General features: G+C 58.4%; 25 protein-coding genes and 1 tRNA gene. 9 read left to right on the top strand and 17 right to left on the bottom strand.

What is annotated here, in order from left to right; translation table 11 throughout:
* The first annotated feature begins 32 nt into the window (after nucleotides 1-32).
* Nucleotides 33-770 carry a phosphonate metabolism transcriptional regulator PhnF gene (phnF, locus tag G6L01_RS17510; RefSeq protein WP_070164052.1) on the top strand — a complete coding sequence of 246 codons (738 nt, stop codon included), beginning with the start codon at nucleotides 33-35 and terminating at the stop codon, nucleotides 768-770.
* On the opposite strand, the gene deoA is transcribed toward phnF, so the two are convergent.
* The 9 genes from deoA to G6L01_RS17465 all read right to left on the bottom strand — a co-directional run bounded on the left by deoA (nucleotide 754) and on the right by G6L01_RS17465 (nucleotide 9553).
* Nucleotides 754-2073: a thymidine phosphorylase gene (gene deoA / locus G6L01_RS17505; RefSeq protein WP_070163953.1), complete on the bottom strand. Its 1320-nt coding sequence runs from the start codon at nucleotides 2071-2073 to the stop codon at nucleotides 754-756. The two genes, phnF and deoA, sit on opposite strands and share 17 nt — an antisense overlap.
* 1 nt (nucleotide 2074) lies before the next feature.
* Nucleotides 2075-2848, bottom strand: a complete 774-nt coding sequence (deoC, locus tag G6L01_RS17500) for a deoxyribose-phosphate aldolase (RefSeq protein ID WP_070164053.1) — start codon at nucleotides 2846-2848, stop codon at nucleotides 2075-2077.
* A complete protein-coding gene (locus G6L01_RS17495) occupies nucleotides 2841-3650 on the bottom strand; it encodes a purine-nucleoside phosphorylase (protein ID WP_174089166.1) in 810 nt (269 codons plus the stop codon). Before G6L01_RS17495 ends, deoC begins: the two co-directional genes overlap by 8 nt.
* On the bottom strand, nucleotides 3647-4039 hold the full coding sequence (locus tag G6L01_RS17490; RefSeq protein WP_070163955.1) for a cytidine deaminase: 393 nt from the start codon (nucleotides 4037-4039) through the stop codon (nucleotides 3647-3649). The genes G6L01_RS17495 and G6L01_RS17490 overlap by 4 nt, the downstream gene beginning before the upstream one ends.
* Before the next feature lies 1 nt (nucleotide 4040).
* Entirely contained in the window at nucleotides 4041-5012 is a 972-nt protein-coding gene (locus G6L01_RS17485; RefSeq protein WP_070163956.1) for an ABC transporter permease, read from the bottom strand.
* A gap of 12 nt (nucleotides 5013-5024) precedes the next feature.
* Nucleotides 5025-6158 (bottom strand): ABC transporter permease, encoded by a 1134-nt coding sequence (locus tag G6L01_RS17480; RefSeq protein ID WP_070164054.1) that lies wholly within the window; start codon nucleotides 6156-6158, stop codon nucleotides 5025-5027.
* 7 nt (nucleotides 6159-6165) lie between these two features.
* Entirely contained in the window at nucleotides 6166-7677 is a 1512-nt protein-coding gene (locus tag G6L01_RS17475) for an ABC transporter ATP-binding protein (protein ID WP_070163957.1), read from the bottom strand.
* 163 nt (nucleotides 7678-7840) lie between these two features.
* Complete coding sequence (locus G6L01_RS17470) at nucleotides 7841-8833, bottom strand: BMP family lipoprotein (protein ID WP_070163958.1); 993 nt, start codon at nucleotides 8831-8833, stop codon at nucleotides 7841-7843.
* 399 nt (nucleotides 8834-9232) lie between these two features.
* On the bottom strand, nucleotides 9233-9553 hold the full coding sequence (locus tag G6L01_RS17465) for a hypothetical protein (RefSeq protein WP_081343976.1): 321 nt from the start codon (nucleotides 9551-9553) through the stop codon (nucleotides 9233-9235).
* A gap of 197 nt (nucleotides 9554-9750) precedes the next feature.
* Here G6L01_RS17465 and G6L01_RS17460 point away from each other — a divergent pair.
* Both G6L01_RS17460 and G6L01_RS17455 read left to right on the top strand, forming a co-directional pair.
* A tRNA-Ser gene (locus G6L01_RS17460) sits at nucleotides 9751-9840 on the top strand.
* Between the two features lie 148 nt (nucleotides 9841-9988).
* Nucleotides 9989-10501 (top strand): hypothetical protein, encoded by a 513-nt coding sequence (locus G6L01_RS17455; RefSeq protein WP_070163959.1) that lies wholly within the window; start codon nucleotides 9989-9991, stop codon nucleotides 10499-10501.
* Between the two features lie 16 nt (nucleotides 10502-10517).
* Here G6L01_RS17455 and pncB read toward each other — a convergent pair whose 3' ends face one another.
* From pncB to G6L01_RS17420, 7 genes are all read right to left on the bottom strand, one after another.
* Nucleotides 10518-11822, bottom strand: a complete 1305-nt coding sequence (gene pncB, locus G6L01_RS17450) for a nicotinate phosphoribosyltransferase (protein ID WP_070163960.1) — start codon at nucleotides 11820-11822, stop codon at nucleotides 10518-10520.
* 179 nt (nucleotides 11823-12001) lie between these two features.
* Nucleotides 12002-12283 carry a hypothetical protein gene (locus tag G6L01_RS17445; protein ID WP_012654689.1) on the bottom strand — a complete coding sequence of 94 codons (282 nt, stop codon included), beginning with the start codon at nucleotides 12281-12283 and terminating at the stop codon, nucleotides 12002-12004.
* A gap of 84 nt (nucleotides 12284-12367) precedes the next feature.
* On the bottom strand, nucleotides 12368-13330 hold the full coding sequence (locus G6L01_RS17440) for a 2-hydroxyacid dehydrogenase (protein WP_070163961.1): 963 nt from the start codon (nucleotides 13328-13330) through the stop codon (nucleotides 12368-12370).
* 28 nt (nucleotides 13331-13358) lie between these two features.
* Complete coding sequence (locus tag G6L01_RS17435; RefSeq protein ID WP_071205992.1) at nucleotides 13359-14987, bottom strand: ABC transporter ATP-binding protein; 1629 nt, start codon at nucleotides 14985-14987, stop codon at nucleotides 13359-13361.
* Nucleotides 14984-16120 carry an ABC transporter permease gene (locus G6L01_RS17430; protein WP_070163963.1) on the bottom strand — a complete coding sequence of 379 codons (1137 nt, stop codon included), beginning with the start codon at nucleotides 16118-16120 and terminating at the stop codon, nucleotides 14984-14986. Before G6L01_RS17430 ends, G6L01_RS17435 begins: the two co-directional genes overlap by 4 nt.
* Nucleotides 16120-17211 (bottom strand): microcin C ABC transporter permease YejB, encoded by a 1092-nt coding sequence (locus tag G6L01_RS17425; RefSeq protein WP_012654685.1) that lies wholly within the window; start codon nucleotides 17209-17211, stop codon nucleotides 16120-16122. The genes G6L01_RS17430 and G6L01_RS17425 overlap by 1 nt, the downstream gene beginning before the upstream one ends.
* A gap of 182 nt (nucleotides 17212-17393) precedes the next feature.
* A complete protein-coding gene (locus G6L01_RS17420; RefSeq protein WP_070163964.1) occupies nucleotides 17394-19268 on the bottom strand; it encodes an extracellular solute-binding protein in 1875 nt (624 codons plus the stop codon).
* A 289-nt stretch (nucleotides 19269-19557) separates the two neighbouring features.
* Between G6L01_RS17420 and mepA the strand changes: the two genes are divergently transcribed.
* The 6 genes from mepA to G6L01_RS17390 all read left to right on the top strand — a co-directional run bounded on the left by mepA (nucleotide 19558) and on the right by G6L01_RS17390 (nucleotide 25568).
* Nucleotides 19558-20568, top strand: a complete 1011-nt coding sequence (gene mepA / locus G6L01_RS17415) for a penicillin-insensitive murein endopeptidase (protein WP_070163965.1) — start codon at nucleotides 19558-19560, stop codon at nucleotides 20566-20568.
* Between the two features lie 83 nt (nucleotides 20569-20651).
* The gene (locus G6L01_RS17410; RefSeq protein ID WP_070163966.1) at nucleotides 20652-21032 is read left to right on the top strand and encodes a methylglyoxal synthase; all 381 of its coding nucleotides are present in this window, start codon (nucleotides 20652-20654) and stop codon (nucleotides 21030-21032) included.
* Nucleotides 21033-21079: 47 nt separating this feature from the next.
* On the top strand, nucleotides 21080-22102 hold the full coding sequence (locus G6L01_RS17405; RefSeq protein ID WP_070164056.1) for a glucokinase: 1023 nt from the start codon (nucleotides 21080-21082) through the stop codon (nucleotides 22100-22102).
* 104 nt (nucleotides 22103-22206) lie between these two features.
* Nucleotides 22207-23997 carry an ABC transporter ATP-binding protein gene (locus G6L01_RS17400; RefSeq protein WP_070163967.1) on the top strand — a complete coding sequence of 597 codons (1791 nt, stop codon included), beginning with the start codon at nucleotides 22207-22209 and terminating at the stop codon, nucleotides 23995-23997.
* An 87-nt stretch (nucleotides 23998-24084) separates the two neighbouring features.
* On the top strand, nucleotides 24085-24897 hold the full coding sequence (gene dapB / locus G6L01_RS17395) for a 4-hydroxy-tetrahydrodipicolinate reductase (RefSeq protein WP_070163968.1): 813 nt from the start codon (nucleotides 24085-24087) through the stop codon (nucleotides 24895-24897).
* 35 nt (nucleotides 24898-24932) lie between these two features.
* Nucleotides 24933-25568: a 2,3-bisphosphoglycerate-dependent phosphoglycerate mutase gene (locus G6L01_RS17390; protein ID WP_070163969.1), complete on the top strand. Its 636-nt coding sequence runs from the start codon at nucleotides 24933-24935 to the stop codon at nucleotides 25566-25568.
* 53 nt (nucleotides 25569-25621) lie between these two features.
* On the opposite strand, the gene G6L01_RS17385 is transcribed toward G6L01_RS17390, so the two are convergent.
* On the bottom strand, nucleotides 25622-26158 hold the full coding sequence (locus G6L01_RS17385; protein ID WP_070163970.1) for a TIGR02281 family clan AA aspartic protease: 537 nt from the start codon (nucleotides 26156-26158) through the stop codon (nucleotides 25622-25624).
* Nucleotides 26159-26281 lie beyond the last annotated feature (123 nt).

Here is a 26281-nt window from a genome sequence, read left to right as displayed (position 1 = left end):
GATGACAAGCGTGTGACATGACGGTGCAGAAAGTGGCGGGACAAAAAGCAATCGAAAGACAGACCGGCGTGGCGCTCTGGCGTCAGATTGCCGATCGAATCCGGGTATCGATCAGCGATGGCACCTATGACACGACGGGCATGGTGCCGCCGGAAACGATTCTGGCCGGAGAATTTGGCGTCAACAGACATACGGTACGCAGCGCGCTGGCGGCCCTTGCCCAGGAGGGGATCGTGCGCGCGGTTCAGGGACGCGGCACACTGATCGAGCGGCGTGATCGGATCAGTTTTCCGATTTCAAAACGCACCCGTTTCACGCCCGGAATCGGCGGTCAGGCGCGGGCGTTGGAAGGCCTGTTGCTGGAAAGCGCCGTCGAGACACCCAGTGCGGAGCTGATGGACCATTTGCAATTGGCAGACGGCGTTCAGGTGATCAGGCTGGAAGTGCTGCGCAAAGCGGATGGCCGGGCGGTATCACGCTCCACCAGCTGGTTTCCCCTGCCCCGTTTCGAAGGGATCAATGTGGCCTATCGGCAGAGCGGCTCAATCACCGCCGCCTTCGCCGCCTGCGGCCTTGCCGATTATCTGCGTGTGCGCACCGACATCAGCGCCGTCCACGCCGATCCTTCCGACCGGGATGAACTGGGCCTGTCACCCGGTGCCATCGTGATGATCACCAAGGCCCTGAACACCGATATGGACGGCGTGCCGGTGCAATATGCCGTGACGCGCTTTCCCGCCGACAGGGTGCAGTTCACGATTGAGAGTTGAGCCGTTCAACCACCGCAGGCCACGGTGCAGGTGCCTCATCGCCGATGGCAAAACTTGCCGCGATGACCTGCGCAGCGCGGGTGCCGCTGGCTTCATCGGCGGCATGGACGACAGCCAGAACGTCACCTTTGCTAACAGCGGTCCCCGCCGGCAGGAAACCGCTGAAGCCAACAGAATGGTCAATCCTGTCTGAAGCGCGGTGGCGACCTCCACCAAGGTCGATCACCGCAAGGCCGATATCGCGCGTAGCAACCGTGGAAATGAAGCCGGATTGCGTGGCAAGAACCGGAATATCCAGCACCGATTTGGGGAGATATTGCCCAACCCTGTCGATGAAATCCACCGGCCCGCCCAGCCCATGCACCATGCGTCCGAAAATCTCGGCAGCCCTGCCGTTTTCCACGACTTGACGACACCTGATGTCAGCAGCTTCACGATCCGGCTCGACCCCGGCATTGACCAGCATTTCGGCACCGAGCGCCAGTGTCACGGTTTCCAGCCGGGTCCCCGCCTTTTCACCTCTCAGGAAGGCGACCGCATTGGCTATTTCCACGGCATTGCCTGCACAATCCGCCAAGGGTTCGTTCATATCGGTCAGCAGCGCCGAGGTTCTGGTGCCTGCGCCATTGGCGACCGCCACCAGTGAGCGCGCCAATACCCGCGCCTCTTCGACCTGCCCCATGAAGGCACCATTGCCGAACTTGACATCCATCACCAGGCTTTCCAACCCGCTGGCGAGCTTCTTGGAGAGAATGGAGGCGGTGATCAGTGGCACGGATTCCACCGTCGCCGTGACATCACGGACCGCGTAAAGCCGCTTGTCGGCGGGGGCGAGATCGGCGGTCTGGCCGATGATGGCGCAGCCAATCTCCTCCACCAAGGCATGGAAGACCGAGGCATCCGGCGCAATATCATAGCCGGGTATTGATTCCAGCTTGTCCAACGTCCCCCCGGTATGACCAAGGCCCCGCCCGGAAATCATCGGCACCGCCAGCCCGCAGGCGGCCATCATCGGCGCCAGCATCAACGAGACATTGTCGCCGACGCCGCCGGTGGAATGCTTGTCGGCCACGGGACGGCCCGCCGTCTTCCACGATAGAACCGTACCGCTGTCGCGCATCGCCAAGGTCAGCGCCACCGTCTCGGTATCGCTCATGCCTCGCAGGAAGACCGCCATAGCAAAGGCGCCGATCTGCCCTTCCGACAGTTCATCCCGGCTCAGGGCGCGGATGAAGGTTTGGAGATCGGCACTGGAAAGCTCCGCTCCGTCGCGTTTGCGGCGAATGATCTCCACAGCCTGCATATCAATAGCCGCTGGCTGGGGCCGAGGATTTTTCGCCAGATAGAATGGCCAGGATATCATTCAACAGGCCCGACGCGCCGAAACGGAATGTGGAGGGCATCACCCAATCCTCACCCATGATCGCGCTGGCGTGGCGGAAATACAGGCTCGCATCCTTGACCGTGGAAATGCCACCCGCCGGTTTGAAGCCGACCTTGCGGCCACTGTCGCGGATTTCCTGGAGCATGATATCGGCTGCCTCAAGGGTGGCGTTGACCGTAACCTTGCCGGTCGATGTCTTGATGAAATCGGCACCTTCCGCAATCGCGATCTGCGAGGCACGGCGGGTCAGGGCGGCGCTTTTCAACTCGCCGGTTTCCAGAATGACCTTGAGAATTGCGGGCGAGGCGATCACCGCCCTCACAGCCCGGATCATCTCCATCACGGCCGTTTCATCGCCTTCGATAAAAGCTCGGTAGGGGATGACCAGATCGATCTCATTGGCGCCGTCGGCCAGAGCCGCTTCGGTTTCTGCGACCACCGCCGCAACCTCAAGATCGCCCGAAGGGAAATTGACCACCGTTGCGATCTTCACCTGGCCGTCATGACCAAGCAAGCCGCGCGCCTGTGCTACGAAACGCGGCCAGATGCAGATCGCCGCCGTATGGCCGAATGGCGTAACGGCACGGGTGCACAGTTCATCGATCTCTTCTGGTCTGCAATCGTCTTTCAGATTGGTCAGATCCAGCACCGACAGGGCAACGGCAGCGCATTCGCGCAGTTCACGGCTATCCAAGATCTGCTCCTCCATCAACGATCATTCGCTTGAGGATGGCGGCAAGCCGTCTCCCGCCAATCGGGGCCATGTCCTTGGTCTCCTCGTGGCTGAGTTCGGCGCCCGTCATCCCTGCTCCATAATTGGTGATAACCGACGCCGCCGCAACCTTCAGGCCAAAAAACCTTGCCAGAATGACTTCCGGCACGGTGGACATGCCCACCGCATCGGCACCCAACGTCCGCGCCATGCGGATTTCCGCTGGCGTCTCAAAACTTGGTCCAGAAAACCACATATAGACACCGGATGACAGGGACATATCTTCAGCGTCTGCCGCCCGGCGCATGGCCTCGGCCAATTCTCCGTCATAGGCCTGGGTCATACCGACGAACCGGCCATCCCCCGCCTCGCCGATCAGCGGATTAAGTCCGGAAAAATTGATGTGATCGGTAATCTGCATCACCGAGCCGGGCGGCATATCGGCTCGCAAGGAACCGGCGGCATTGGTCAGGATCAGCGTCGTCACGCCAAGCGCTGCCAGCGTCTCAATGGGCAGCCGCATGGCAGCGGCATCACCCGCCTCGTAATAATGCACCCGGCCCGCCAGCATGATAATCGGCTGACCGGCGAAAAGCCCGGCCACCAGCTCCTTGGCATGGCCGGAAACGCCGCCCTGCGGAAAACCCGGTATGTCGGCAAAGGGAATTCGAACCGCGCTCTCCATCTCGTCCACCAACCCGCCAAGGCCGGAACCGAGCACGATGGCGATGCGTGGCAAAAGCCCGTTCAACCTGTCGATAAGCAGATCGACCGCCGGGGTCATCCGAGTGTATCCGTCTCGAAGCTGAAGGGCAGCAATTCGTCCATGCTCATCACCTTTTGCACGCCCACGTCGTCGCAGAGGTAGATTTTCGTCTCAGTCGAAGCAAATTCCCGGATTTTCTGGCGGCAACCGCCGCAAGGCGGGCAGAGCGCCAGCTTTTCAGCGATGACGGCGATCTCGACGATCTTTCGCCCGCCGCCCATGATCATGCAGCCGATGGCCGTCGGCTCGGCGCACCAGCCTTGAGGAAAAGACAGGTTCTCGATATTGGCGCCAACATAGATCTTGCCATCATCGGCGCGGATCGCAGCCCCGACCGGAAATTTCGAATAGGGCGCATGGGCATGGCGCATGGCATCGCGGGCCGCCTCGAACAGGTCGTGAGACATATTACCGTTCCTTCACATAGGGCACGCCGCCCGCCTTGGGACCATTGGCCGCCCCGATAAAGCCAGCCAGCAGAATACAGGTGAGAATATAGGGCAGAGCCTGGAAAATCTGTACCGGCACTTCACCAATGCCCGGCACCGCCTTGCCCTGCATGAAATTGGACATCGCATCGAGAAAGCCGAACAGCAGGCAGGCGAACATCACAGGCACCGGCTTCCATTTGGCAAAGATCAGCGCGGCAAGCGCGATATAGCCCTTGCCCGCCGACATATCGCGGATGAAGGCCGCCGATTGGGCGATGGCGAGATAGGCTCCGGCAAAGCCGCAGAGAAAGCCTGCAACGATCACCGCCCGGTAGCGCAGCCAGGCAACCGAGATCCCTGCCGTATCGACAGCACCGGGATTTTCGCCCACGGCCCGCAGCCTGAGGCCAAAGCGGGTACGATAGAGCACCCACCAGCTCAGCGGCACAGCCAGAAAGGCCAAATAGGTCAAGGCATTGTTGCCGGAAACGACATTGGCATAGAGAGGGCCGAGAAACGGCACGTCACGCAGGGCATCAGTGCCTGGAAGCACGATCGGCTGAAAGCGGGCATCACCAGGCAATTGCGGGGTGCGTCCGCCCTGACTGAACCAGGCCTGTCCCAAGACCGCTGTCAGCCCAGCTGCGACGAAATTCAGCGCCACGCCGGAAATGATCTGATTGCCGCGATTGGTAATCGAGGCAAAGCCATGGATCAGCGAAAAGCCGATAGACACAGCAATGCCGCCCGCAAGCCCAGCCCAGGCTGAGCCGGTGAGATAGGCAACGCAGGCCGCCGCGAAAGCACCCGCCAGCATCTTGCCTTCCAACCCGATGTCGAAAACGCCTGCCCGTTCGGAAAACAGCCCGGCCAGCCCCGTGAAAATCAGCGGGATCGACAGACGCACCGTGGAGCCCAGGATGCTGACGATCATATCGAAATTATCCATATCGTCAGATCCTCACTTGCTTGACTTGGCTGGGCTAGACGCAGCCGGGCGGGCAATGGTCTGGTAGAAGCGCACCAGTGCCGGTCGGAACATGAATTCCAGCGCCCCTGCAAACAGGATCACCAGACCCTGGATGACCACAATCATATCGCGGGTGATATTGGGCATGTCGAAAGACAGTTCCGCGCCGCCCTGGTAGAGCACGCCGAACAGGATGGCGGCAATGACGATGCCGAGCGGATGGCTGCGGCCCATCAGGCTCACCGCAATACCGACAAAGCCCGCGCCGCCGACAAATTCCACCTGGAGGCGAGCGGAAGCGCCCATCACGGTATTCAGCGACATCATACCGGCCAGGCCGCCTGATATCAGCATGGTGATGATAACGATCTTCACATAGGGAATGCCGGCATAGGCCGCCGCCGAACGGCTGATGCCGAGCGTGCGCATTTCATAGCCAAGCTTGGTGCGCCAGATCAGCACCCAGACAGCCGCCGCCATGACAAGGGCGATGATGAAGGAGACGTTGAAAGGTGCCGGGCCGAGCTTCAGGCCAAACAGCGCCATCAGCCAATCCAGCTTCGGCAATTGACCGCCCACAAGAAAGGTCCGGGTTTCCGGCGCCATCTTGCCCGGCACGATCAGCACATGCACCAGCAGATACACCATCAACGCGGCGCCGATGAAATTGAACATGATGGTGGTGATGACGATATGGCTGCCGCGTTTTGCCTGCAACCAGGCCGGGATCAAAGCCCAGGCAGCCCCGAACAGAGCCGCCCCGATCACCGCAAACGGCATGGTGACATACCAGGGACAATAATGGTCCAATGCCAAGGCCACCAGCGCCGCGCCGAGACCACCGACATAGGCCTGGCCTTCGGAGCCGATATTGAACAGCCCGGCATGGTAGGCAACGGCAACCGACAGGCCGGTAAAGATGAAATTGGTGGCATAATAGAGCGTAAAACCAATGCCTTCACCGCGACCCAACGCGCCCTGGAGCATGAGGACCAGCGCGTCCCAGGGATTTTCGCCAATGATCCACACGACCAGGCCGGAAATCAAAAAAGCCAAGAGCAGATTGATTACCGGCAAAAGCCCGTAGGTGATCCAGTTCGGCAGCGGAATGGAAGCGGTACTCATCAAAACCTCAAGCGGCAATGCCGGCCATCATCAGGCCCAGCGTCTGTTCATCGGCATCTGCCGTCTTTTCGCCCACCACCTTGCCGGCAAACATCACCAGGATGCGGTCGGACAAGGAGCGGATTTCATCCAGTTCCACCGAGACCAGCAGCAGCGCCTTGCCCTTGTCACGGGTTTCGACGATCCGCCGGTGAATGAATTCAATGGCGCCGATATCGACGCCACGGGTCGGCTGGCCGATAATCAGCACATTCGGATCGCGCTCGATCTCGCGGGCAACGACGATTTTCTGCTGATTGCCGCCGGAAAAATTGGCAGTCTTCAATCGGGGATTGGGTGGGCGGATGTCATATTTGGCAATCTCGACCTCGGCAGCAGCGCGGATCGCCTTCGGATCGAGAAACATGCCTTTTCCATAGCGCTCGTCGCGGTGATAGCCGAGAATAGCGTTCTGGCTTTCCTCAAAGGGCAGAACGAGGCCCATATGGTGGCGATCTTCAGGGATATGGGCAAGCCCAAGATCTCTCAATCGAGCCGGATCATAACCCGTGACCGATTTGCCAGCGATGAGGATCTCGCCTGACACCGGCTTGCGAATGCCGGTGATCGCTTCCAGCAATTCGCTCTGGCCATTGCCTGCTACGCCGGCAATGCCGACAATCTCACCTTCACGCACATCGAAGGACACATCATCGACCATGACGACGCCGCGACTGTCCTTGACGGTCAGGTTGCGCACCGACAGCAGAACGTCACGCGGTTGTGCAGGCTGCTTGTCCACCCGCAACAGCACCCGACGGCCAACCATCAACTCCGCCAATTCCTCTACTGTGGTCTCCGCCGTCTTGCGGGTGGCAACGATTTCGCCGCGCCGCATGACGGAAACCGTATCGGTAATCGCCATGATTTCCCGCAGTTTGTGGGTAATTAGAATAACCGTTTTGCCCTGATCGCGCAGCACGCGCAGGATCTTGAATAGGTGATCGGCCTCGGCAGGCGTCAGCACCCCCGTCGGCTCGTCGAGAATGAGAATATCGGCGCCGCGATACAGCGCTTTCAGAATTTCCACCCGCTGCTGGCGACCAACCGGCAACTCCTCGACCACGGCATCGGGATCGACATCCAGCCCGTAATCCGTTTCCAGCTGTTTCAGGGAGGCGCGGGCCGCTGCCGTTCCCTTGGCCAGCAAAGCGCCACCTTCGGCACCCAGCATGACATTTTCCAGTACGGTAAAATTCTCGACCAGCATGAAATGCTGATGCACCATGCCGATGCCGCTGGAAATGGCCGCCTGGCTGTCCTTGATGACCGTGGCCTGGCCGCCGATTTTAATCTCGCCGCCATCTGCCTGGTAAAACCCATAGAGGATCGACATCAGCGTCGATTTCCCGGCACCGTTTTCACCGATAATGCCATGGATCGAGCCCTTGGCCACTGTCAGGTTGATATTCTTGTTGGCATGAACCGGACCGAATTTCTTGTCGATCCCGATGAGTTCAATCGCAGGTGTTTGGGCCACGTGCAAAACTCCGGAGAGAGTATTTCCAGCAAAGATGCGAAGCAGGTTTGCGTCCGGAAATGCAAAAAGAGAGAGAATTTTCGCTGTTCGACGAAAAGCGAAAACGCTCTAACGGACATGAAAAGGGCGCGAGGCGGAATGCCGCTCGCGCCCTCGTTTCAGATCACTTCGGGCAGGAATTGTCTGCCATGTAATCATGAACCTTGACTGTGCCGGCAATGATATCGGCGCGGGCCTTTTCGACAGCCGCCTTCATTTCCGGTGTAATCAACGCCTTATTGTTGTCGTCCAGCGCTGCCATGACGCCGTCTTCCTTGACGCCAAGCACTTCAAGACCAGGCTTGAATTTGTCAGCTTTGGCATCGGCATAGGCGTTATAGACAGCCAGGTCGACGCGCTTGACCATGGATGTGAGCACGGAACCCGGATGCAGATGGTTCTGGTTGGAATCGACGCCAATCGACAGCTTCTTGGCATCGGCTGCGGTCTGCAACACGCCCATGCCGGATGCACCAGCCGCTGCATAGATCACGTCGGAGCCCTGGTCCATCTGGTTCTTGGTCAGTTCACCAGCGCGAACCGGGTCGTTCCAGGCAGCACCCGTGGTGCCAACCATGTTCTGCAACACTTCGATCTTCGGATTGGCAGCGCGTGCGCCCTGCTCATAGCCACATTCGAACTTGCGGATCAGCGGAATGTCCATGCCGCCGACAAAGCTGACTTTGCCGGTTTTGGATGCCATGCCGGCCAGCAGACCAACCAGATAGGAGCCTTCTTCTTCCTTGAAGACCACCGAGCGGACATTCGGCTTATCCACGACCGAATCGACGATCACGAATTTGGTTTCTGGAAATTCGGTCGCGACCTTTTCCATAGCCGAGGTCCAGGCAAAGGACACCGCGACGATCGGGCTGAAGCCCTTGGAGGCAAAATTGCGGATCGCCTGCTCGCCCTGGGTATCGCTGGTCGGTTCGAAATCCCGGAACTTGATGCCGGTTTCCTTCTCGAACTTGTCCGCGCCGTTGAATGCTGCCTCGTTGAAGGATTTGTCGAACTTGCCGCCGGTGCCATAGACGAGCGCCGGCTTGATGTCGGCAGCGAGCGCCGAGGCCGACATGGCGGCCATGGCAAACAGCGTGATTAGGGATTTCTTCATTGTGCAGCCCTGATGTTGCTTGTGTTGTTCTTTATAGGCTTTCCAAGCGCGACGGAGAATTGCGTTGCGACGGCCAGCCCGCCCCCTCTTAGGTTCGGCTGGGCCGCATCCTTGCACGGCTTTCCAAAAAATTCACCAGATTTTTTTCAACTGGTAAATATTAACAGATTTGCTGTTTTTTGAAGCTGAAAGACGAAAAACAAGCCACATCAAAGACTTGTTTGCTGTATTTTTAGCCGACAGGCAGCTCGCGCCCGTATAGCACAGTCCGTTTTAACCACAGGCGTTGTTTGGCAGACAGCGCTGATGGCCTTCCTCGGCGTTATAAAACGGACCCGCCTAAGTAATTTCCATGCTAATTTTCTGTTATTGCCCGGGCGCATACCATGGATTTGGATATCAGGCTGCGAACCGCCCGGCAGGCGACCGCCGTTTATAGCCGACGATCCACAGCAAAAGAGCCAGTGTCAGAAAAACTGCAAAAGCCGGTTGCTGCAATATGCCTTTATCCGCCAGCTGCAAAGCATCGCTGCTGATATGGGCGGTAATTGCCTGCTTGACCACCGCAAGGCTTGCCGGACCGATATCGGCCCAAAGCGAACCGAAACCCGTTGTGACCACATCTGAGGAGGCCACGGACTCTATGGCATCGGTCGTCCCTGCTACGATCGCAAGGACCAGCATGATGAAGCTGAGAATGCGCAATAAAAACTGGATCATAGCCGTCTCCTTCCACCTCACCCGCGCCCGCTTTTACAAGATTGCCCGTCTACGCCCAAGCGCGCAATCCGGGACCAGACAAAAGATTTCCGAGGCTTTGTCGAAAAACTGTCAGATTTGGGTTGATCGCCGCCGAATCCTTGATATATGTCCCGCCCGAACGGTCAAGCTGCCCAGCAGCAAGCTTTTCGAAAAACGGACAGGTGGCCGAGTGGTTTAAGGCGCACGCCTGGAACGCGTGTGTGCGTGAAAGCGTACCGAGGGTTCGAATCCCTCCCTGTCCGCCATTAAATCCCGTAAGCGGTTGATTTTCCATATTGTTGATTTTCTAAACGTCCAGCAAGTTCGATAGAATGTGTTGGCTTTCTGTTTGTGCCATGGCCTTGACGTCTGAACCCGGATACACCGCTTCGAAAAAGCAGTGGTGATCAGACGATGGCGAAAGCAGAAAAACAGATGAAAGCTGCGGAGGTAGAGCGTCTCCGCTCAATGTTTCCCGGCATTTACAGTGATTTTTTGGCGGGCCGCATTGGTTCTCTACGGGTGGCGCTTGAATTGGCGGGACTGCGACCTCAGCGCAGCCGGTTGGAGAAGCTGAAAAACTCCTGGAAAAAGGCGGGCATTGAAGAGCGCCAAGCGTTTATCGCCTGGCTGGCGGCCCAGAAAAACGGCGGGGTACTCGAAAGCGTTTTGTCCCGGTCAACCCTGTCCGTGCAAAAATCTGCCTCCGGCCCGATTGCCAATGGTCGCTACCTGCTGCCGGAGACGATTATCCGCATTGAAGCCATCATGGCGCGGCGTCGCCTGAAGCCGGGCGAGGTCATGCAGGAACTCGGTTTTGGCGCCAATGACAGAAGCCTGTTAAAAGCTCTGGCGCGTAAAGCCGCATTGAGACTGAAAGCCATCGCGGCGCTCGAAAGCTGGCTTGCCGAAAACGAAATTTCCTGACCCCTCGACGCAGGCTTTACACCTTGACGGCGTGCTCCACACGATCCTCGGACCCGAAGAATTTCAGGTAGCGTTCGACTTCGGCGGGTTCGCCCGTTGCCTTCAAGGGATTGTCGGAGAGTTTGACGGCGGGACGGCCATTGGCTTCGGTGATCTTGCAGACGATGGAAATCGGCTTTAGCCCGGCAATGTCATGGGGCGCGCAACCGATGAAATCATTGGTGAGGTTGGTACCCCAGCCAAAGCTCATTCGCACCCGGCTTTCGAAATGGCGGTAGGTGTCGATGATGGCGTCCACATCCAGACCATCGGAAAAAATCAACAGTTTCTGGCGCGGATCGCGACCCATCTTTTCCCACCAGGCAATGATCCTCTCGCCACCTTCGATCGGTGGGGCGCTGTCGGGACGAAAACCGGTCCAATCCGCCACCCAGGGCGGCGCATCGCGCAGGAAAGCCGAGGTACCGAAGGCATCGGGCAAAACGATCAGCAAATTGCCGTTATAGAGCGTGTTCCAGTCCTGAAGCACCTTATAGGGCGCGTTGGCCAGGTCGGCCTCGGTCTTCGCCAAGGCCGCCGCCACCATCGGCAATTCATGGGCATTGGTGCCAACGGCTTCCAGATCCGAATCCATAGCCAGCAATACATTGCTGGTGCCGGTAAAGGCTTCACCAATACCTTCCTTTAGGGCTTCCACACACCACCTTTGCCACAGGAAGCTGTGGCGACGACGGGTGCCGAAATCGGAAATTCGCAGGCCCGGCAATTGCTTCAGCCGCTCGACCTTTTCCCACATCTTCGCCTTGGCACGGGCGTAAATCACATCAAGCGTAAAATAACCAAGTGATTTCAGCGCAGCTCGCGAACGCAATTCATTGATAATCGCCAGAGCCGGGATTTCCCAGAGCGTGGTTTCCATCCATCGCCCACGGAAGGTCAGCTCATATTGGCCGTCGCGCTTGGAAAGCTCGTAGGGCGGCAGACGGATTGTCGACAACCAGGCCAGAAACTCTGGTTCAAAAATCTGGGTGCGGCCATAGAAACTATTGCCTGCCAGCCAGATCAGTTCTTTTTTGCTGATGCCAATTGTGCGGACGTGGTCGAGCTGGGCGCGCAATTCCCCCTCGTCGATCTCGTCGGCGATGCGTACCTTTGTCGTGCGGTTGATCAGCGTGAATGTCACATCAACATCCGGATAGAGTTTCCAGATCATCTGCAACATCAACAGCTTATAGAAATCGGTATCGAGCAGGCTACGCACGATAGGGTCGAGCTTCCAGGCATGGTTATACACCCGCCGTGCAATATCCGCCTTTGCCATTCGTCCTCGCCGCCTGCCATCGGCCTGGTTTTGGCCGCACCATTTCGACCATAGCCTTATGGCTTTGGTCTTTTCCGGGCCAACCTTATCGAAAAAACTGTGACCAAAGTCCAGTGGCCGGGAACTTCATTATTGTCCTACTGCACCCGCCCCCGCCATCAGGGCCCCGTCTATCGCAATCACGGCGTTGTGCTTGGTTGGCTCGGCTGCTGCGGCGCAGTCGTTGGGCGTGTCGTTTCGGTGGCCGGGTCCGTCGAGGGTGCAATTTTCTGCCCCCACCATTCCGCCGGTATCCACGCAACCAGCGCCAGAACCAGTCCTGCCAGCAGAACGATCAGCACGGGTTTGCCGCGAAAGCCCTGCCGCGCCTCGGTCGGCTCCAGCGGGCGCTCTGCTCCCGGCGTTTCGGGCGTCGTATTCAGGTTTCTATCAGCGGGGTCGAAATTGCCTGGTCCTGCCATGCGGAGAGCCTCCATCTGTTTCATACGCAATCATACGTAAACACTCATGAAGGCCAACGTACCGACACGGCAAAGGTTCCGGGATCAGTAGCCCGCAGACCGGTCCACGACATGATCCAGCGCCTCACCCGCCTCAAACCGCGCGATCTGCGTCTCCACATGGGCAAACAGCGCCCGCACATCCGAGGCTGCTGCGGCATGAGGCGTCAGGACGACATTCTCCATGGTCCATAGCGGGCTATCCATTGCCAGCGGTTCTCGTTCAAACACATCAAGCGATGCGCCACCCAGCACGCCCTTCTGCAAGGCGGCGATCACGTCTACTTCCACCTGGCTTCCACCCCGTCCAGCATTGAGAAACACCGGCTTGCCCAGCGCTCCACCCTGTCGCAGCCGTGAAAACAGGCTGCTATCGTAGAGGCCCCGGGTTTCCGGGGTCAGCGGCAAGAGGCCGACAAGGATATCGGTGCGGGCCAGGAACTCATCGATCCGCGCCTCGTCATAGGTGTCGATCCCGTCGATCGCGCGTCTGCGCCGCGACCAACCGATGACGTCAAATCCCATCACCTTCAATTTGTGCGCCGCATCCTGGCCCAGAACACCCAGCCCCATGACACCGACGGTGACATCGCGGGCTTCCGGCTGGAGATCCATCTCATTCCAGACCTTATCGCGCTGCTGTCTGAGATATTGGCCCATATGGCGCAGGTGATAGAGACAGTTCAGCACCACCCATTCGCTCATCCGGTCCGTCAGACTACGGTCAACGAAACGGACAATCGGCAAGTCGGGAAGGCCCGGCAAGGTTAGGACGTGATCGACACCCGCGCCACCGGAAAATAGCACTTTGAGGCCGGACGCTCGGGTAAACAGCGATGGCTCCGGCTTCCACAAAACTGCATAGGCTGCGGCCGACAGGTCCCTGCCAGCATTCTCGGGATCACCGAGATCGATCACCTCACGATCCTGAAAGGCCCCGGCCAGCGCTGCCTGCATGGCGGCGCGTGAAAACTTGAGGTCGATCACCACGGGAGGCTTGGGGGACATGCGGGGGCATCCTTGCAGAAGGCTGATATTATTGGCTGACGCCACCGATATTCATGGCCTTGAGGTCGAATGCGGCAGCCAGAAGCGCCTTGGTATAATCCTGTTTCGGCGCGGTGAAAACCTCCTGCGCCGGCCCCTGTTCGACAACTTTTCCTGATCGCATAACGATGATGTCATTGGCCAGCGCCTTCACCACTTTCAGGTCGTGGCTGATGAACAGATAGGCGAGGTCATGGCGGCTCTGCAAATCGCGCAACAGATCCACCACCTGCGCCTGCACGGTCATGTCCAGCGCCGAGGTCGGCTCATCCAGCATCACGAAGCGCGGTTTCAGCACCATGGCACGGGCAATGGCGATCCGTTGCCGCTGGCCACCGGAAAACTCATGCGGATAACGCCAGCGGGTAGTGATATCCAACCCGACTTCCTCCAGCGCCCAGCAGACCCGGCTGTCGCGCTCTCCTGCCGACAGGCTCCGTTCATGCACTCGCAATCCCTCGGCAATGATGTCGCCCACTGACATGCGCGGGCTGAGCGCCCCGAACGGGTCCTGGAACACCACCTGCAAACGGTCGCGCAGCGGTCGCATCTGCTTGAATGAATAGCCATCGATATTGTTGCCGAGAAAGCCGATCCGGCCCTCAGAGGAGATCAGCCGTGCCAGCGCCAGCCCCAGCGTGGTCTTGCCGGAGCCGGATTCGCCCACCACACCAAGCGTCTGTCCGGCCCGCAGCGTCAGATCGACGCCGTCCACGGCCTTCACATTGCCCACCACCCGGCGCAAAAATCCGGCCTTGATCGGAAACCAGACACGGATTTCCTGCCCTTCCATCACGACCGGCTTTGCCAGATCGGTTTCCGGCGGAACACCGCGCGGCTCGGATGCCAGCAATTTCCTGGTATAGGCATGTTGCGGATTGGCGAAAATTGTCTCGACCGGGCCGCTTTCAACGATTTTACCGCCGGTCATCACACAAACGCGGTCGGCAAATTTACGGACAATGCCAAGATCATGGGTGATGAACAGCATGGACATGCCATGCTCACGCTTCAGCCCGGCCAGCAGCTCCAGGATCTGCGCCTGCACCGTCACATCCAGCGCCGTGGTCGGCTCATCGGCCACCAGCAGCTTTGGCCGGTTGGCAAGCGCCATGGCAATCATCACCCGCTGACGCTGACCGCCGGACAGTTCATGCGGAAAGGCCGAGAGCCGTTTTTCCGGCTCGCGGATGCCGACCTGAAGCAGCAGTTCCAGCGTCCGCTTGCGGGCGGCGTCCCCTGTCAGCGACTGGTGGAGTTCCAGGATCTCGCCAATCTGCTGCTCGATGCTGTGCAGCGGGTTGAGCGAGGTCATCGGCTCCTGGAAGATCATGGTGATGTCATTGCCGCGCACGGCCCGCAAAGCCGGCTCGGACAGGGTCATCAGATCGCGCCCGTCAAACAGGATCTGGCCGGAGGGATGGCTGGCAGCGGGATAAGGCAGGAGTTTGAGGATAGAGGCTGCCGAAACCGATTTGCCGGAGCCGGATTCGCCGACCAGCGCCAGGATTTCGCCCGGTGCGATGTCGAAGCTGACGTGATCGACGGCAAGGCTCTGGCTTTCGCCTTGATGAAAGGCGACCGATAAATCGCGAACGGACAGAAGGGGCGCGCTCATTTGAAGGTCTTCCTGGGATCAAAGGCATCGCGCACCGCCTCGCCGACGAAAATCAGCAGGGACAGCATGATCGCCATGGTGAAGAAGGCCGTCAGCCCCAGCCAGGGCGCTTGCAGATTGCGCTTGCCCTGGGCAATCAGCTCACCCAGCGAGGGCGAACCGGGCGGCATGCCGAGACCAAGGAAATCCAGCGAGGTCAGGGTTGTGATCGATCCCGACAGGATGAAGGGCAGGAAGGTCAAGGTCGCCACCATGGCATTGGGCAGCAGATGGCGGCGCATGATGGTCCAATTGCCGACACCAAGCGCTCGGGCAGCATTGACATATTCGAAGTTTCTGGCCCGCAGAAACTCCGCCCGCACGATGCCGACGAAATGCACCCAGGTGAACAGCAGCATGATGCCAAGCAGAATGAAGAAGCCCGGTGGCAGCAGCGAGGCGATGATCAGCAGAATGTAAAGCAGTGGGATCGATGACCAGATCTCAATGAACCGCTGCATCAACAGATCGGTCTTGCCACCGAAATAGCCTTGCACCGCACCGGCGGACACGCCGATCACGGCGGAAATCATCGTCAGCGCCAGGCCGAACAGCACGGAAATGCGGAATCCGTAAATCATCCGCGCCATGACATCGCGAGCCTGATCGTCGGTGCCGAGCCAGTTCATGTTGCCGAGAATGCAATTGGGGTCATCCGCACCCTGGGGGTAAGCCGAGCAGCGTTGCTTGGCGTCCATCAGCCAGAAGGGCGGCGTTGGGGCCGATTGTGGAATTTCCGAATTCACCGTGCGATAGGAATAACGGATCGGTGGCCAGACCATCCAGCCATGGGCATTGATCTCGTCCGAAACGAAGCTTGAGCGATAATCGGTGACGGCCAGAAAGCCGCCAAATTTTTCCTCTGGATAATTGATGGCGACCGGAAACAGGATCTCGCCCTTGTAGGAGGCGATGATTGGCCGGTCATTGGCGATCAACTCGGCGCAGAGGCTGAGACCGAACAGCACCATGAAGATCCAGAAGGACCAGGAACCGCGCCGGTTGGCCTTGAAGTTTTCCAGGCGGCGGCGGTTGATCGGGGTCAGGAACGGCTTTTTCGGCGGTTTGGCCAAGTGTTCGGGAACGGCTGCCATCAGACATCCCTCCGGTCAAAATCAATGCGGGGATCAATCCAGGTATAGATCAAATCCGAGACAAGGCTGACCACGAGGCCCAGCAGCGAGAAGATATAAAGCGTGGCAAACACGATCGGATAATCGCGGTTGATGATCGACAGATAGCCGAGACGCCCCAGGCCATCCAGTGAGAAGATATTCTCGATCAGCAGCGAACCGGTGAAAAAGGCCGAAACGAAAGCGCCGGGAATACCGGCAATGACGATCAGCATGGCATTGCGAAACACATGGCCATAGAGCACCCGATGCTCGCTGAGGCCCTTGGCGCGGGCCGTTACCACATATTGCTTCTTGATCTCGTCAATGAAGGAATTCTTGGTGAGCAGCGTCGTGGTGGCAAAGGCCGAAAGCAGCAATGCGGTCAGCGGCAGGGTCAGGTGCCAGAAATAATCGAGGATCTTCTGCCACCAGCTGAGATCGGCGAAATTATCAGAGGTCAGGCCACGCAACGGAAACCAATTGTAGAAGGAGCCACCGGCAAACAGCACGATTAGCAAAATACCGAACAGGAAGCCCGGCACGGCATAACCGACCACGACGATGCCTGAGGTCCAGACATCGAAAGTCGAGCCGTCCTTGACGGCCTTGCGGATGCCCAGAGGTATGGAAATCGCATAGGACAGCAACAGAACCCAGACGCCGAGCGAGATCGACACCGGCATTTTCTCGACGATCAGGTCGATCACCGAGGTGTTGCGGAAGAAGCTCTCGCCGAAATCGAAGCGGATATAGTTCCACATCATGTCTAGAAACCGGGTGAGCGGCGGCTTGTCGAAGCCGAACTGCTTTTCCAGTTTCTTGATCAGATCCGGGTCCAGCCCCTGGGCGCCGCGATAGTTCGAGCCGCCATCGCCCATGCCGCCCTGGCTGACGATATCGCCACCACCGGAAAGCCGCTGGTCGGCGCTGTCACCCTGCCCGCTTAACTGCGCCACCACCTGTTCCACCGGGCCGCCGGGCGCAAACTGGATGACCAGGAAGGAAATGCCCATGATGCCGACCATGGTCGGGATCATCAACAGCAGGCGGCGCAGAATATAGGCGCCCATCAGCAGAACGCTCCCGTGTTCACCATGCCATCACGTTTTGCCAATCCATCCGTCCTTTATTGCTCTTATTGCTCTTGTCGTATGTTCGGGGCGCTGATTCGCCGTGCCTATTGGTAGCGGCTGAAATGCGGCCTGCAAAGCAGGCTGTCACTGCCTATGCCGCCGCATGGTCATGCATAGGGTTAGTTCGGGGCTTGCTTTGACCACCAGATATCGGGGAAACCGGTTGCGAAATGCGGAAACTCTGCCGGGTGAGCAAGCTTTGACCAATAGGCCATGCGCGCCGTGTTTCCATAGTACATCGGGATGACATAGTGATGAGCCAAGAGGACACGGTCCAGCGCTCTTGTGGCAGTGATAAGGTCATCCCGGCTTTTTGCGAACACGACCTGATCGATCAGCTTGTCGATAGCGGGATCGGATATGCCGGCATAATTGCGGGAGCCGTTTTGATTGGCAGATGCCGAACCCCAATAATTACGCTGCTCATTGCCGGGATTGCGGGTCTGGCCCCACACGGTCCAGGTCATGTCATAGTCGAAATTTCGTAGACGATTGATATATTGAGATGAATCAACGGTCCGTAGACTAGCCTCAATACCGATTTTCCGCAGCATCGTGACATAAGGAACGGCCACCACTTCCAGGATCGGGCTGCTCAAAAGAATTTCGAATTTCAGCGGCTCGCCTGTTGCGGCCTTGACCATTTTACTACCACGGATTTCATATCCGGCCTGCTTCAACAGTGCCACAGCATTGCGAAGATTATCACGCTGCTTTTCAGGCGTCCCGCCAACCGGGTTTATATAAGGCTTTGTGAAAACGTCAGCAGGAACCTCCCCTTTCAAAGCCTCCAGAATGTCCAACTCCCTGCCCTGAGGCAGACCGGACGACGCGAGTTCTGTACCCCAGAAAAAGCTGTCGATGCGCTTGTAGCTGTTGAAAAATACGGTCCTGTTGAGTTCTTCGAAATCGAATGCATAACCCAAAGCTTCGCGGACCCGCTCATCTTTGAAAAGCTCCCGTCGCAAATTGGGAACCATGGCTTGCATAATGCCTGTTGCCCGAAAAGGATTTGGGGTCTCTTCTCTGACGATCCGCCCATCCTTGACGGCTGGAAAATCAAAAGCTGTGGCCCAATGAGCGGCCTTGGTCTCATACCAATAATCGACGGTCCCGGCCCGAAAGGCTTCAAACTCCACATTTTCGTCGGTGAAAAACGTATAAATCACCGTCTTGAAATTATTATAGCCGATGTTGACGTTCAGATCCTTGCCCCAGTAATCCTCCCGCAATTCGTAGCGCACGGACCCACCCGGCGAAAATCCGGCGATGCGATAGGGACCGGACCCCATGATCGGCTCCAACGTCGTCTTGGAAATGTCGCGTGGCTTGCCATCAGGTCCCTGGCCCTCCCACCAGTGTTTCGGAACGATATCCAGTTCGCCGACGATCAAGGGCAGTTCCTTGTTGCCCTTCTGATCGAAAGTAAATGTCACTTCTCGTTCACCGGTCTTTTCGGCTTTCACCACATGGCTATAATAAGAGGTGAAAAGCGGATTGAGCTCCTTGAATTTTTCCAGACTGAAAACAACGTCTTCCGGTGTTACCGGCTGACCATCGGCCCATTTTGCTTGCTGTCTCAGACGAAACTTGACGTAGGAAAAATCAGCAGGATAAGCGAAAGCTTCGGCGAGCAATCCATAGCTCGTGCCATCCTCATCCAAAGACGGCTTCAATAATGTTTCCGTCACCATCGACAGGCGCGGCAATAGTCCTGCGGCAAGTTGGCCTTTATCCAGAACAGGATTGAACGTATCAAATGTCCCATTGGCCGAAAGTTTCAATTCACCCGCCTTCGGAGCATCGGGATTGACATAGTCGAAGCGTTGAAAACCCTCGGGATATTTGGGTGCGTCGATCACGCCGATGGCGTAGCGCCATTGTAACTCCTCTGCGAAAGCCTGGGTGGCCAAGCTCTGTGCGGCACAGAGACCCAAAAACAATGGACCCAAAAACAATGCGCGTATTTTTGCCCCGACGCGGATGACAGCCATAAATTACCCCTCGAATTTCAACAGAAAGGCCGAAAATGCCTTTCCACCTGCGTGACGTCCCACATTCCTGGCGGAGAAAGAGAACCTTGCCGTGGTGATTTGGCTGACAAGATAAGACAAAACCGGGCGAAAGACAGGCTTTGCCACGCAAACCCACACAAACTCTTCGGTTTTGAGGAAAGCCTGGTTCCACTTTTGCCTGACAAACCCTAGTTTGATTGCCAAGTAGATGGATGATTCCGCAAGGATGAGGTGAAATTTGACGAGACGATCAACAGTGCTGCGGGCGATGACAGCCGGGCTGGCGGTTCTTTCACTCGGCCTCGACATGGCCATGGCCGGGCCGGATCAACCGGCAAAACTCGCCTTTCCCCAGGAAACCCTACCCAATGCAGGGCCGTCCACGCCCTATGGTTCCTATGCGCGGGGCTGCATGAGCGGAGCGGTCGCCTTGCCAACGGATGGACCGAATTGGCAGGCCATGCGGCTGTCGCGCAATCGCCGCTGGGGCAATCCCGCGATGATCCAGACCATTGAGCAATTGTCGCGAGATGCGCCAAAAATTGGTTGGCCGGGCCTTCTGGTCGGCGATATCGCCCAGCCGCGTGGCGGGCCGATGGCCAATGGCCATGCCTCCCACCAGATCGGGTTGGACGCCGATATCTGGCTGACCCCGATGCCTGCAAAACGCTTGACCGTGCAGCAGCGCGAAGATCTGCCCTTTACCTCGATGATCCTGAAAGATAAATTCCTGACGATCAATCCGCAGACCTGGACACCGACCCATGCCCGGCTGCTGATGCTGGCGGCAAGCTATCCGCAGGTCGAGCGGCTGTTCGTCAATCCGACCATCAAGAAGAAACTCTGCGAAAGCTGGACGGGCGACCGAACCAATATGGGCAAGATCCGCCCGATCTATGGCCATGACGCCCATTTCCATATCCGGCTTTCCTGCCCGCCCGGTGCCGCGGGTTGCAAGCCGCAAGCGCCTGTTGCTCCCGGCGACGGCTGCGACAAATCGCTGGCCTGGTGGTTTACCAAGGAACCGTGGGAACAAAAGAAACGCGACCCGAATGCCAAGCCCCCACCGCCACCTCGGCCCGTGATGGTTTCGGACCTGCCCAAGGCCTGTGCCGCGGTGCTGGATGCTCCATCTGTCGCCAGCGAGAAACAGGCGACCTTTGGCGGCGCCAAGGCCTATGTCAGTCCGGGGTCTGCCTCGGTGAAAGCCTCGTCAGCCGCCCCTGATGATGCCAACCTGCCAAGCGAGGACGTTCCATCACCGTCGCCGCGCCCCTAAGATCAGGCGGGGGCGGCTTTTCAATTCCCCGCCCCTTGGTATAAGAGATCCGCAAATCGATTTAAACGCTCAGGGGAGAACCAATGGCTGAGCGCCAGAAGATTGCGCTGATCGCGCATGACAAGATGAAGGACGAGATGGCGGCGTTTGCCCGCCATCATCAGAGTTTTCTTGAGCAATGGCAGATTGTCGCCACCGGCACGACCGGGGCACGGGTGCAGGACGCCTGTCCGAAACTGGACGTTCTCAGGATGAAAAGCGGCCCTCTGGGTGGCGACCAGCAGATCGGTGCGATGATCGCCCAGGAAGAAGTCGCCATGCTGATCTTCTTCGTCGATCCCCTCACCCCCATGCCCCATGACGTCGATGTCAAGGCGCTGATGCGACTGGCCATTCTTTACGATACACCGATGGCGCTCAATCGGGCGACAGCTGACCGTCTGTTGCCCGTGATTACGGAATAACATCAAACCGCAAGGCCGAAGCCGCGTGACCAGGAATGGATTTTTCAATGCCAAAACCTCATGACAATGATCACATGCCCTTTCCGGTTCTTGTCGGCGATATCGGCGGCACCAATGCCCGCTTCTGGATCCTCATGGATGCCCATGCTGCGCCCAAGGAATTTGCCAATATTCACACGGCGGATTTCCCGACCATCGACCAGGCCATTCAGGATTGCATTCTCGACAAATCCGGCTTCCAGCCGCGCTCGGCCATCCTGGCTGTGGCTGGCCCCATCAAGGGTGACGAAATCCCGTTGACCAATTGCCCATGGGTCATTCGTCCCAAGGCGATGATTGCCGATCTCGGCTTTGACGACGTGCTTGTTGTCAATGATTTCGAAGCGCAGGCGCTGGCTGCTGCATCGCTCGGGCGCGACGACCGCGAACCAATCGGTCCTTTGAGCGAAACCTCGCTGAACTCCCGCGTCATTCTGGGACCCGGCACCGGGCTTGGTGTTGGCGGGCTGCTTTATACCCACCAGACCTGGTTTCCAGTTCCAGGTGAAGGCGGCCATGTGGATATCGGGCCGCGCAGTGAGCGCGATTGGCAGATTTTTCCGCATATCGAGCGGATCGAGGGCCGGATTTCCGGCGAGCAGATCCTGTGCGGGCGCGGCATCCTGCATCTCTACAACGCCATCTGCGCGGCCGATGGCATTGAGCCTGTATGGACCGATCCCGCCGATGTGACCCAGCATGCCCTGAAGGGCAATGATCCGGTCTGCGTGGAAACCATGACACTGTTCGTGACCTATCTTGGCCGGATTGCCGGTGACATGGCTCTGGTTTTCATGGCCCGTGGCGGCGTTTTCCTGTCCGGGGGTATTTCGCAGAAGATCATCCCCCTGCTGAAGAGCCCGGTCTTCCGCGCCGCTTTCGAGGACAAGGCCCCGCATACGGAGATGATGCAGACAATTCCCACCTTTGTCGCCATTCACCCGCAGGCCGCCCTTTCGGGATTGGCAGCCTATGCCCGCACGCCGTCGAGCTATGGCGTGAAGCATGAGGGCCGTCGCTGGCAGCGTTGATTGCACCGCGCATTGCTCTATGGTCAAAAGCAGCCGGACTGGCTATAGACCGGCTGGCGCGGCCATGATGGTCGCTATGACCAATCGAATGGGAAAGACATTTCTTGCGCGACACCATCAAGACCTCCCTGCCAGAATCGTCGGAAAGCATCACGGCAGTTCTCAAGCGGGTCATCGCCGAAAACGGCCGTGATCATGTGCGCGGCTATGTCTTCGCCATCATCTGCCTGGCAACTGTGGCACTGACGACGGCCTTTACCGCCTGGATCATGGAAACGGTGATTAACGAGGCCTTCGCCAACAAGCGCGCCGATCTGGTCTGGATCATCTGCGTCTCGATCTTCGTCGCCTTTTCGCTGCGTGGCCTTGCCAGCTATGGCCAGGCGGTTGCTTTGTCCAAGATCGGCAATAATATTGTCGCGCGTTATCAGAAGCGGTTGTTCAGCCATTTGATGACGCTGTCGATGGGCTATTTCAACGAAGCCCGCTCGGCGCATCTGGCCGCCCAGGTCAGCCAGAATGTCAATGGGATCAGGGATGTCCTGAACCTGACCGTCACCTCGACGGCGCGGGATCTGCTGAGCCTCATCGGCTTGATCGCCGTCATGCTCGCCAAGGACTGGGTGCTGACGCTGATCGTCTTCGTGGTCGCGCCCCCGGTTCTCTATTCGCTGCGCTATATTTCCAAGCGGCTGCGCAAGGCGACAACGGATTCCGTGATGCTCAACAGCCGGGTGCTCGGCGCCATGCAGGAGAGCGTCCAGGGCATTGCCGTCGTCAAGGCCTTCACCATGGAAGAAGAGCTTGGCCGCAAGGTGGAGGGCATTATCGACAGTGCCGAAAGCCGCGCCAACCGCATTGCCCGTCTGAGTGAGCGCACCTCGCCGATTACCGAGAGCTTTGCCGGTCTCGCCATTGCCGCTGTCATTGCCTATGCCTCTTACCGCACCATTGCCGGTGGCATGTTGCCGGGCGCCTTCTTCTCCTTCATCGCCGCCCTGCTGATGGCCTATGAGCCTGCCAAGCGGCTGGCGAAATTGCAGATCCAGATGGAACGGGCCGTGGTCAATGCCCGGATGATCTATGCCATCCTCGACACCCAACCGCACCAGCGCGACAAGCCGGGCGCTGGCGAATTGAAGGTCAGCGAGGCTCGTATCGAGTTCAAAGACATTCATTTCGCCTATGGCAACGGCCCTGAAATTCTGAAGGGCGTCGATATCACTGCCGAAGGCGGCAAGACCACGGCACTGGTCGGGCCATCGGGGGCAGGCAAATCCACCATCATCACACTGATCCCCCGCTTCTACGATCCGCCGAAGGGCCAGATCCTGATCGACGGGCAGGACATTGCCGATGTCACCAAGGCCTCGCTGCGCAAGCATATCGCCTATGTGTCGCAGCATCCCTATCTGTTTGAAGGCACGATCCGCGACAATATCCGCTATGGCCGTCCGGACGCCACCGATGCCGAAGTGGAAGAAGCCGCGCGCCTTGCCCATGCCCATGATTTCATTGTAGCGCAGCCCTATGGCTATGAAACACCGGTGGGTGAAAACGGCTTGACACTGTCCGGTGGCCAGCGTCAGCGCTTGTCCATCGCCCGCGCTCTTGTGCGCAACGCGCCAATCCTGCTTCTGGACGAAGCGACATCCGCTCTCGACACGGAATCGGAAGCCGCCGTGCAGAAGGCATTGGACGAAGCCATGAACGGCCGGACCGTCGTGGTCATCGCGCACAGGCTGTCCACCGTGGTCAAGGCCGACAAGATCGTGGTGATGCAGGATGGCCGGGTGGTTGAAATGGGCACCCACAGGACACTGACGGAAAGGCCGGAAGGGCTTTACGCGCGACTGAACAACATGCAGGCAACCAATGGAAGTCCTTCGCTGTAAGCACAAAGCCTGTGCAGAAGGACGGATGAGGACGGAGAGAGAGGCATGACAGTTGCATTGAACACAGATCCGATCAGGACTGGACCGATGAAGCTGGTCGTGGTTGGTGTCAGCGGACGCATGGGTCAGGCGCTGGTGCGCGTCATCTGCGAAACACAAGGTGCTGTGCTGCATGCGGCGGTGGGTCGTCCGGGTTCCGCCTCGATTGGCCGGGATGCCGGTGATCTGGCTGGCGTCGGTCCACTGGGTGTTCCCGTCACCGACGATGCATTGGCCGCCTTCGTCAACGCCGATGGGGTAATCGACTTTACCAAGCCGGAAACCTCGGTGGAATTTGCAGCCCTCGCAGCCCAGGCCCGCATCGTCCATATCATCGGCACCACTGGATGTTCTGAAGGCGATGAGGCAAAGTTCGAGGCGGCAGCGCGCCATGCCAGAATCGTCAAATCCGGCAATATGAGCCTCGGTGTCAACCTCCTCTCTGTTCTGGTCGCCCAGGCAGCAAAGGCGCTGGAAGCCTCCGGCTGGGATATCGAAGTGCTGGAAATGCATCACAAGCACAAGGTCGATGCGCCCTCCGGCACCGCCCTTCTTCTGGGGGAAGCCGCCGCCAAGGGGCGTGGCATCGACCTGAAGGACAATGCCGTCAAAGTGCGCGACGGCCATACCGGGGCGCGTGCGCCCGGCTCGATCGGCTTTGCAACGCTGCGCGGCGGCTCTGTCATCGGCGAACATTCCGTTCTGCTGGCTGGCGAAGGTGAGATCGTCACGCTCTCCCATAGTGCCGGTGATCGTTCAATCTTTGCACGCGGCGCTGTCAAGGCCGCGCTCTGGGCGCAGGACAAGAAGCCCGGCCTTTACTCCATGCTCGATGTTCTCGGGCTTTCATCTTCGCAATAATGTTACTCACCAAGATCAAAGAGAGGATTTAGTCGATGACCGGTACCCTCGTGCTCGTACGCCATGGCCAGAGCGATTGGAATTTGAAGAACCTGTTCACCGGTTGGCGCGATCCCGACCTGACCGATCTTGGCGTGCAGGAAGCCAATGCTGGCGGCAAGGCGCTGAAGGATTATGGCATTCAGTTCGATATCGCCTTTACCTCCGATCTTTCCCGCGCCCAGAAAACCTGCGGTATCATTCTCGACAATCTTGGCCAGTCCGCCCTTGAAACCATCCGCGACCAGGCCCTGAATGAACGCGATTACGGCGATCTTTCCGGCCTCAACAAGGATGACGCCCGCGCCAAATGGGGCGAGGAACAGGTGCATATCTGGCGCCGCTCCTACGACATTCCGCCACCGGGCGGCGAAAGCCTGCGCGATACCGGCGCCCGCGTCTGGCCTTATTACCTCACCGAAATCCTGCCGCGCGTGCTGCGGGGCGAAAAGGTGCTGGTGGCGGCCCACGGCAATTCGCTGCGTTCGCTGGTGATGGTGTTGGACAAGCTGACCAAGGAACAGATCCTCAGCGTCAATCTCGCCACCGGCGTGCCGATGGTCTACAAGCTGAACGCCGATTCCACCGTGGCCTCCAAGGACGTGCTGGGCGACATGTCTGGCGCCCATTGAGCACGGTTCACCGGTTCCAATCAATGACGTCAGGGCTCCTCCAAGAGGGGCCCTTATTTTTGACTAAGCCGCATCTGGCCATCTTCAACCTTGTAGCTGCCGAGCTGTTTCAGGAATGTCATGCCGATCAGCGTGCCGGACAGGGCTTTGTCCTTCATCACCATGGCTTGAACCTGCGTGGCACGCACCCCGCCGACCTCAACCCGGTCCAACATCACCACCGCAGCCAAAGTTTCGCCATTGGCGGTATTGACCTTGTATTTGAAATTCAGATCATTACCGCTGAAGCCAAGCCTGCGGGCGGTGGTCTCGTTAATGGCAACCGTGCTTGCGCCTGTATCGATCATCGCATCGACGGTTTTGCCGTTGATGCGGAAAGGCGCGATGAAATGGCCCCGGCCGTCGGCCTTTAGGATCGCTTGACCTGAACCGGCGACCGGCTGCGGTGCGACCGCGAGACGGGTTGCCTCAAGGCTCGCCGCCTGCGATGGCTTTTCCGACGCGGTGTCCGTCCTGTCCTGCAAATAGGCAGGCAATTGCGTGGCGACGAGAACTGTCAGACCGGCAAAGACCAGAACCCTCATCAGCATCGCGTTAATCTCCCACCGTTTTGAAGATAAAAACGCTGACGAGCTTTCACTCCGGTTAACATCACCGTTCAAAAGCAAACCCCGGCGTCGGAAACGCCGGGGTCGAAGCCGTTCGTCGTTAAG

The sequence above is a fragment of the Agrobacterium vitis genome (genome assembly GCF_013337045.2).
GTDB lineage: Bacteria > Pseudomonadota > Alphaproteobacteria > Rhizobiales > Rhizobiaceae > Allorhizobium > Allorhizobium vitis_B.
This window is presented reverse-complemented; position numbering and strand designations above follow the sequence as displayed.

Bases quoted from the DNA above. Each gene is read 5' to 3' on its own strand.
- pncB (WP_070163960.1), bottom strand. From the start codon at position 11,822: ATGGCAAAGGCGGATATTGCACGGCGGGTGTATAACCATGCCTGGAAG.
- G6L01_RS17465 (WP_081343976.1), bottom strand. From the start codon at position 9,553: ATGATCCAGTTTTTATTGCGCATTCTCAGCTTCATCATGCTGGTCCTT.
- G6L01_RS17455 (WP_070163959.1), top strand. From the start codon at position 9,989: ATGGCGAAAGCAGAAAAACAGATGAAAGCTGCGGAGGTAGAGCGTCTC.
- mepA (WP_070163965.1), top strand. From the start codon at position 19,558: ATGACAGCCGGGCTGGCGGTTCTTTCACTCGGCCTCGACATGGCCATG.
- G6L01_RS17430 (WP_070163963.1), bottom strand. From the start codon at position 16,120: ATGGCAGCCGTTCCCGAACACTTGGCCAAACCGCCGAAAAAGCCGTTC.
- deoA (WP_070163953.1), bottom strand. From the start codon at position 2,073: ATGCAGGCTGTGGAGATCATTCGCCGCAAACGCGACGGAGCGGAGCTT.
- G6L01_RS17490 (WP_070163955.1), bottom strand. From the start codon at position 4,039: ATGTCTCACGACCTGTTCGAGGCGGCCCGCGATGCCATGCGCCATGCC.
- G6L01_RS17390 (WP_070163969.1), top strand. From the start codon at position 24,933: ATGACCGGTACCCTCGTGCTCGTACGCCATGGCCAGAGCGATTGGAAT.
- G6L01_RS17405 (WP_070164056.1), top strand. From the start codon at position 21,080: ATGCCAAAACCTCATGACAATGATCACATGCCCTTTCCGGTTCTTGTC.
- G6L01_RS17470 (WP_070163958.1), bottom strand. From the start codon at position 8,833: ATGAAGAAATCCCTAATCACGCTGTTTGCCATGGCCGCCATGTCGGCC.
- G6L01_RS17410 (WP_070163966.1), top strand. From the start codon at position 20,652: ATGGCTGAGCGCCAGAAGATTGCGCTGATCGCGCATGACAAGATGAAG.
- G6L01_RS17480 (WP_070164054.1), bottom strand. From the start codon at position 6,158: ATGAGTACCGCTTCCATTCCGCTGCCGAACTGGATCACCTACGGGCTT.
- G6L01_RS17440 (WP_070163961.1), bottom strand. From the start codon at position 13,330: ATGTCCCCCAAGCCTCCCGTGGTGATCGACCTCAAGTTTTCACGCGCC.
- G6L01_RS17445 (WP_012654689.1), bottom strand. From the start codon at position 12,283: ATGGCAGGACCAGGCAATTTCGACCCCGCTGATAGAAACCTGAATACG.
- dapB (WP_070163968.1), top strand. From the start codon at position 24,085: ATGAAGCTGGTCGTGGTTGGTGTCAGCGGACGCATGGGTCAGGCGCTG.
- G6L01_RS17435 (WP_071205992.1), bottom strand. From the start codon at position 14,987: ATGAGCGCGCCCCTTCTGTCCGTTCGCGATTTATCGGTCGCCTTTCAT.
- G6L01_RS17425 (WP_012654685.1), bottom strand. From the start codon at position 17,211: ATGGGCGCCTATATTCTGCGCCGCCTGCTGTTGATGATCCCGACCATG.
- G6L01_RS17495 (WP_174089166.1), bottom strand. From the start codon at position 3,650: ATGACCCCGGCGGTCGATCTGCTTATCGACAGGTTGAACGGGCTTTTG.
- G6L01_RS17485 (WP_070163956.1), bottom strand. From the start codon at position 5,012: ATGGATAATTTCGATATGATCGTCAGCATCCTGGGCTCCACGGTGCGT.
- G6L01_RS17385 (WP_070163970.1), bottom strand. From the start codon at position 26,158: ATGCTGATGAGGGTTCTGGTCTTTGCCGGTCTGACAGTTCTCGTCGCC.
- G6L01_RS17420 (WP_070163964.1), bottom strand. From the start codon at position 19,268: ATGGCTGTCATCCGCGTCGGGGCAAAAATACGCGCATTGTTTTTGGGT.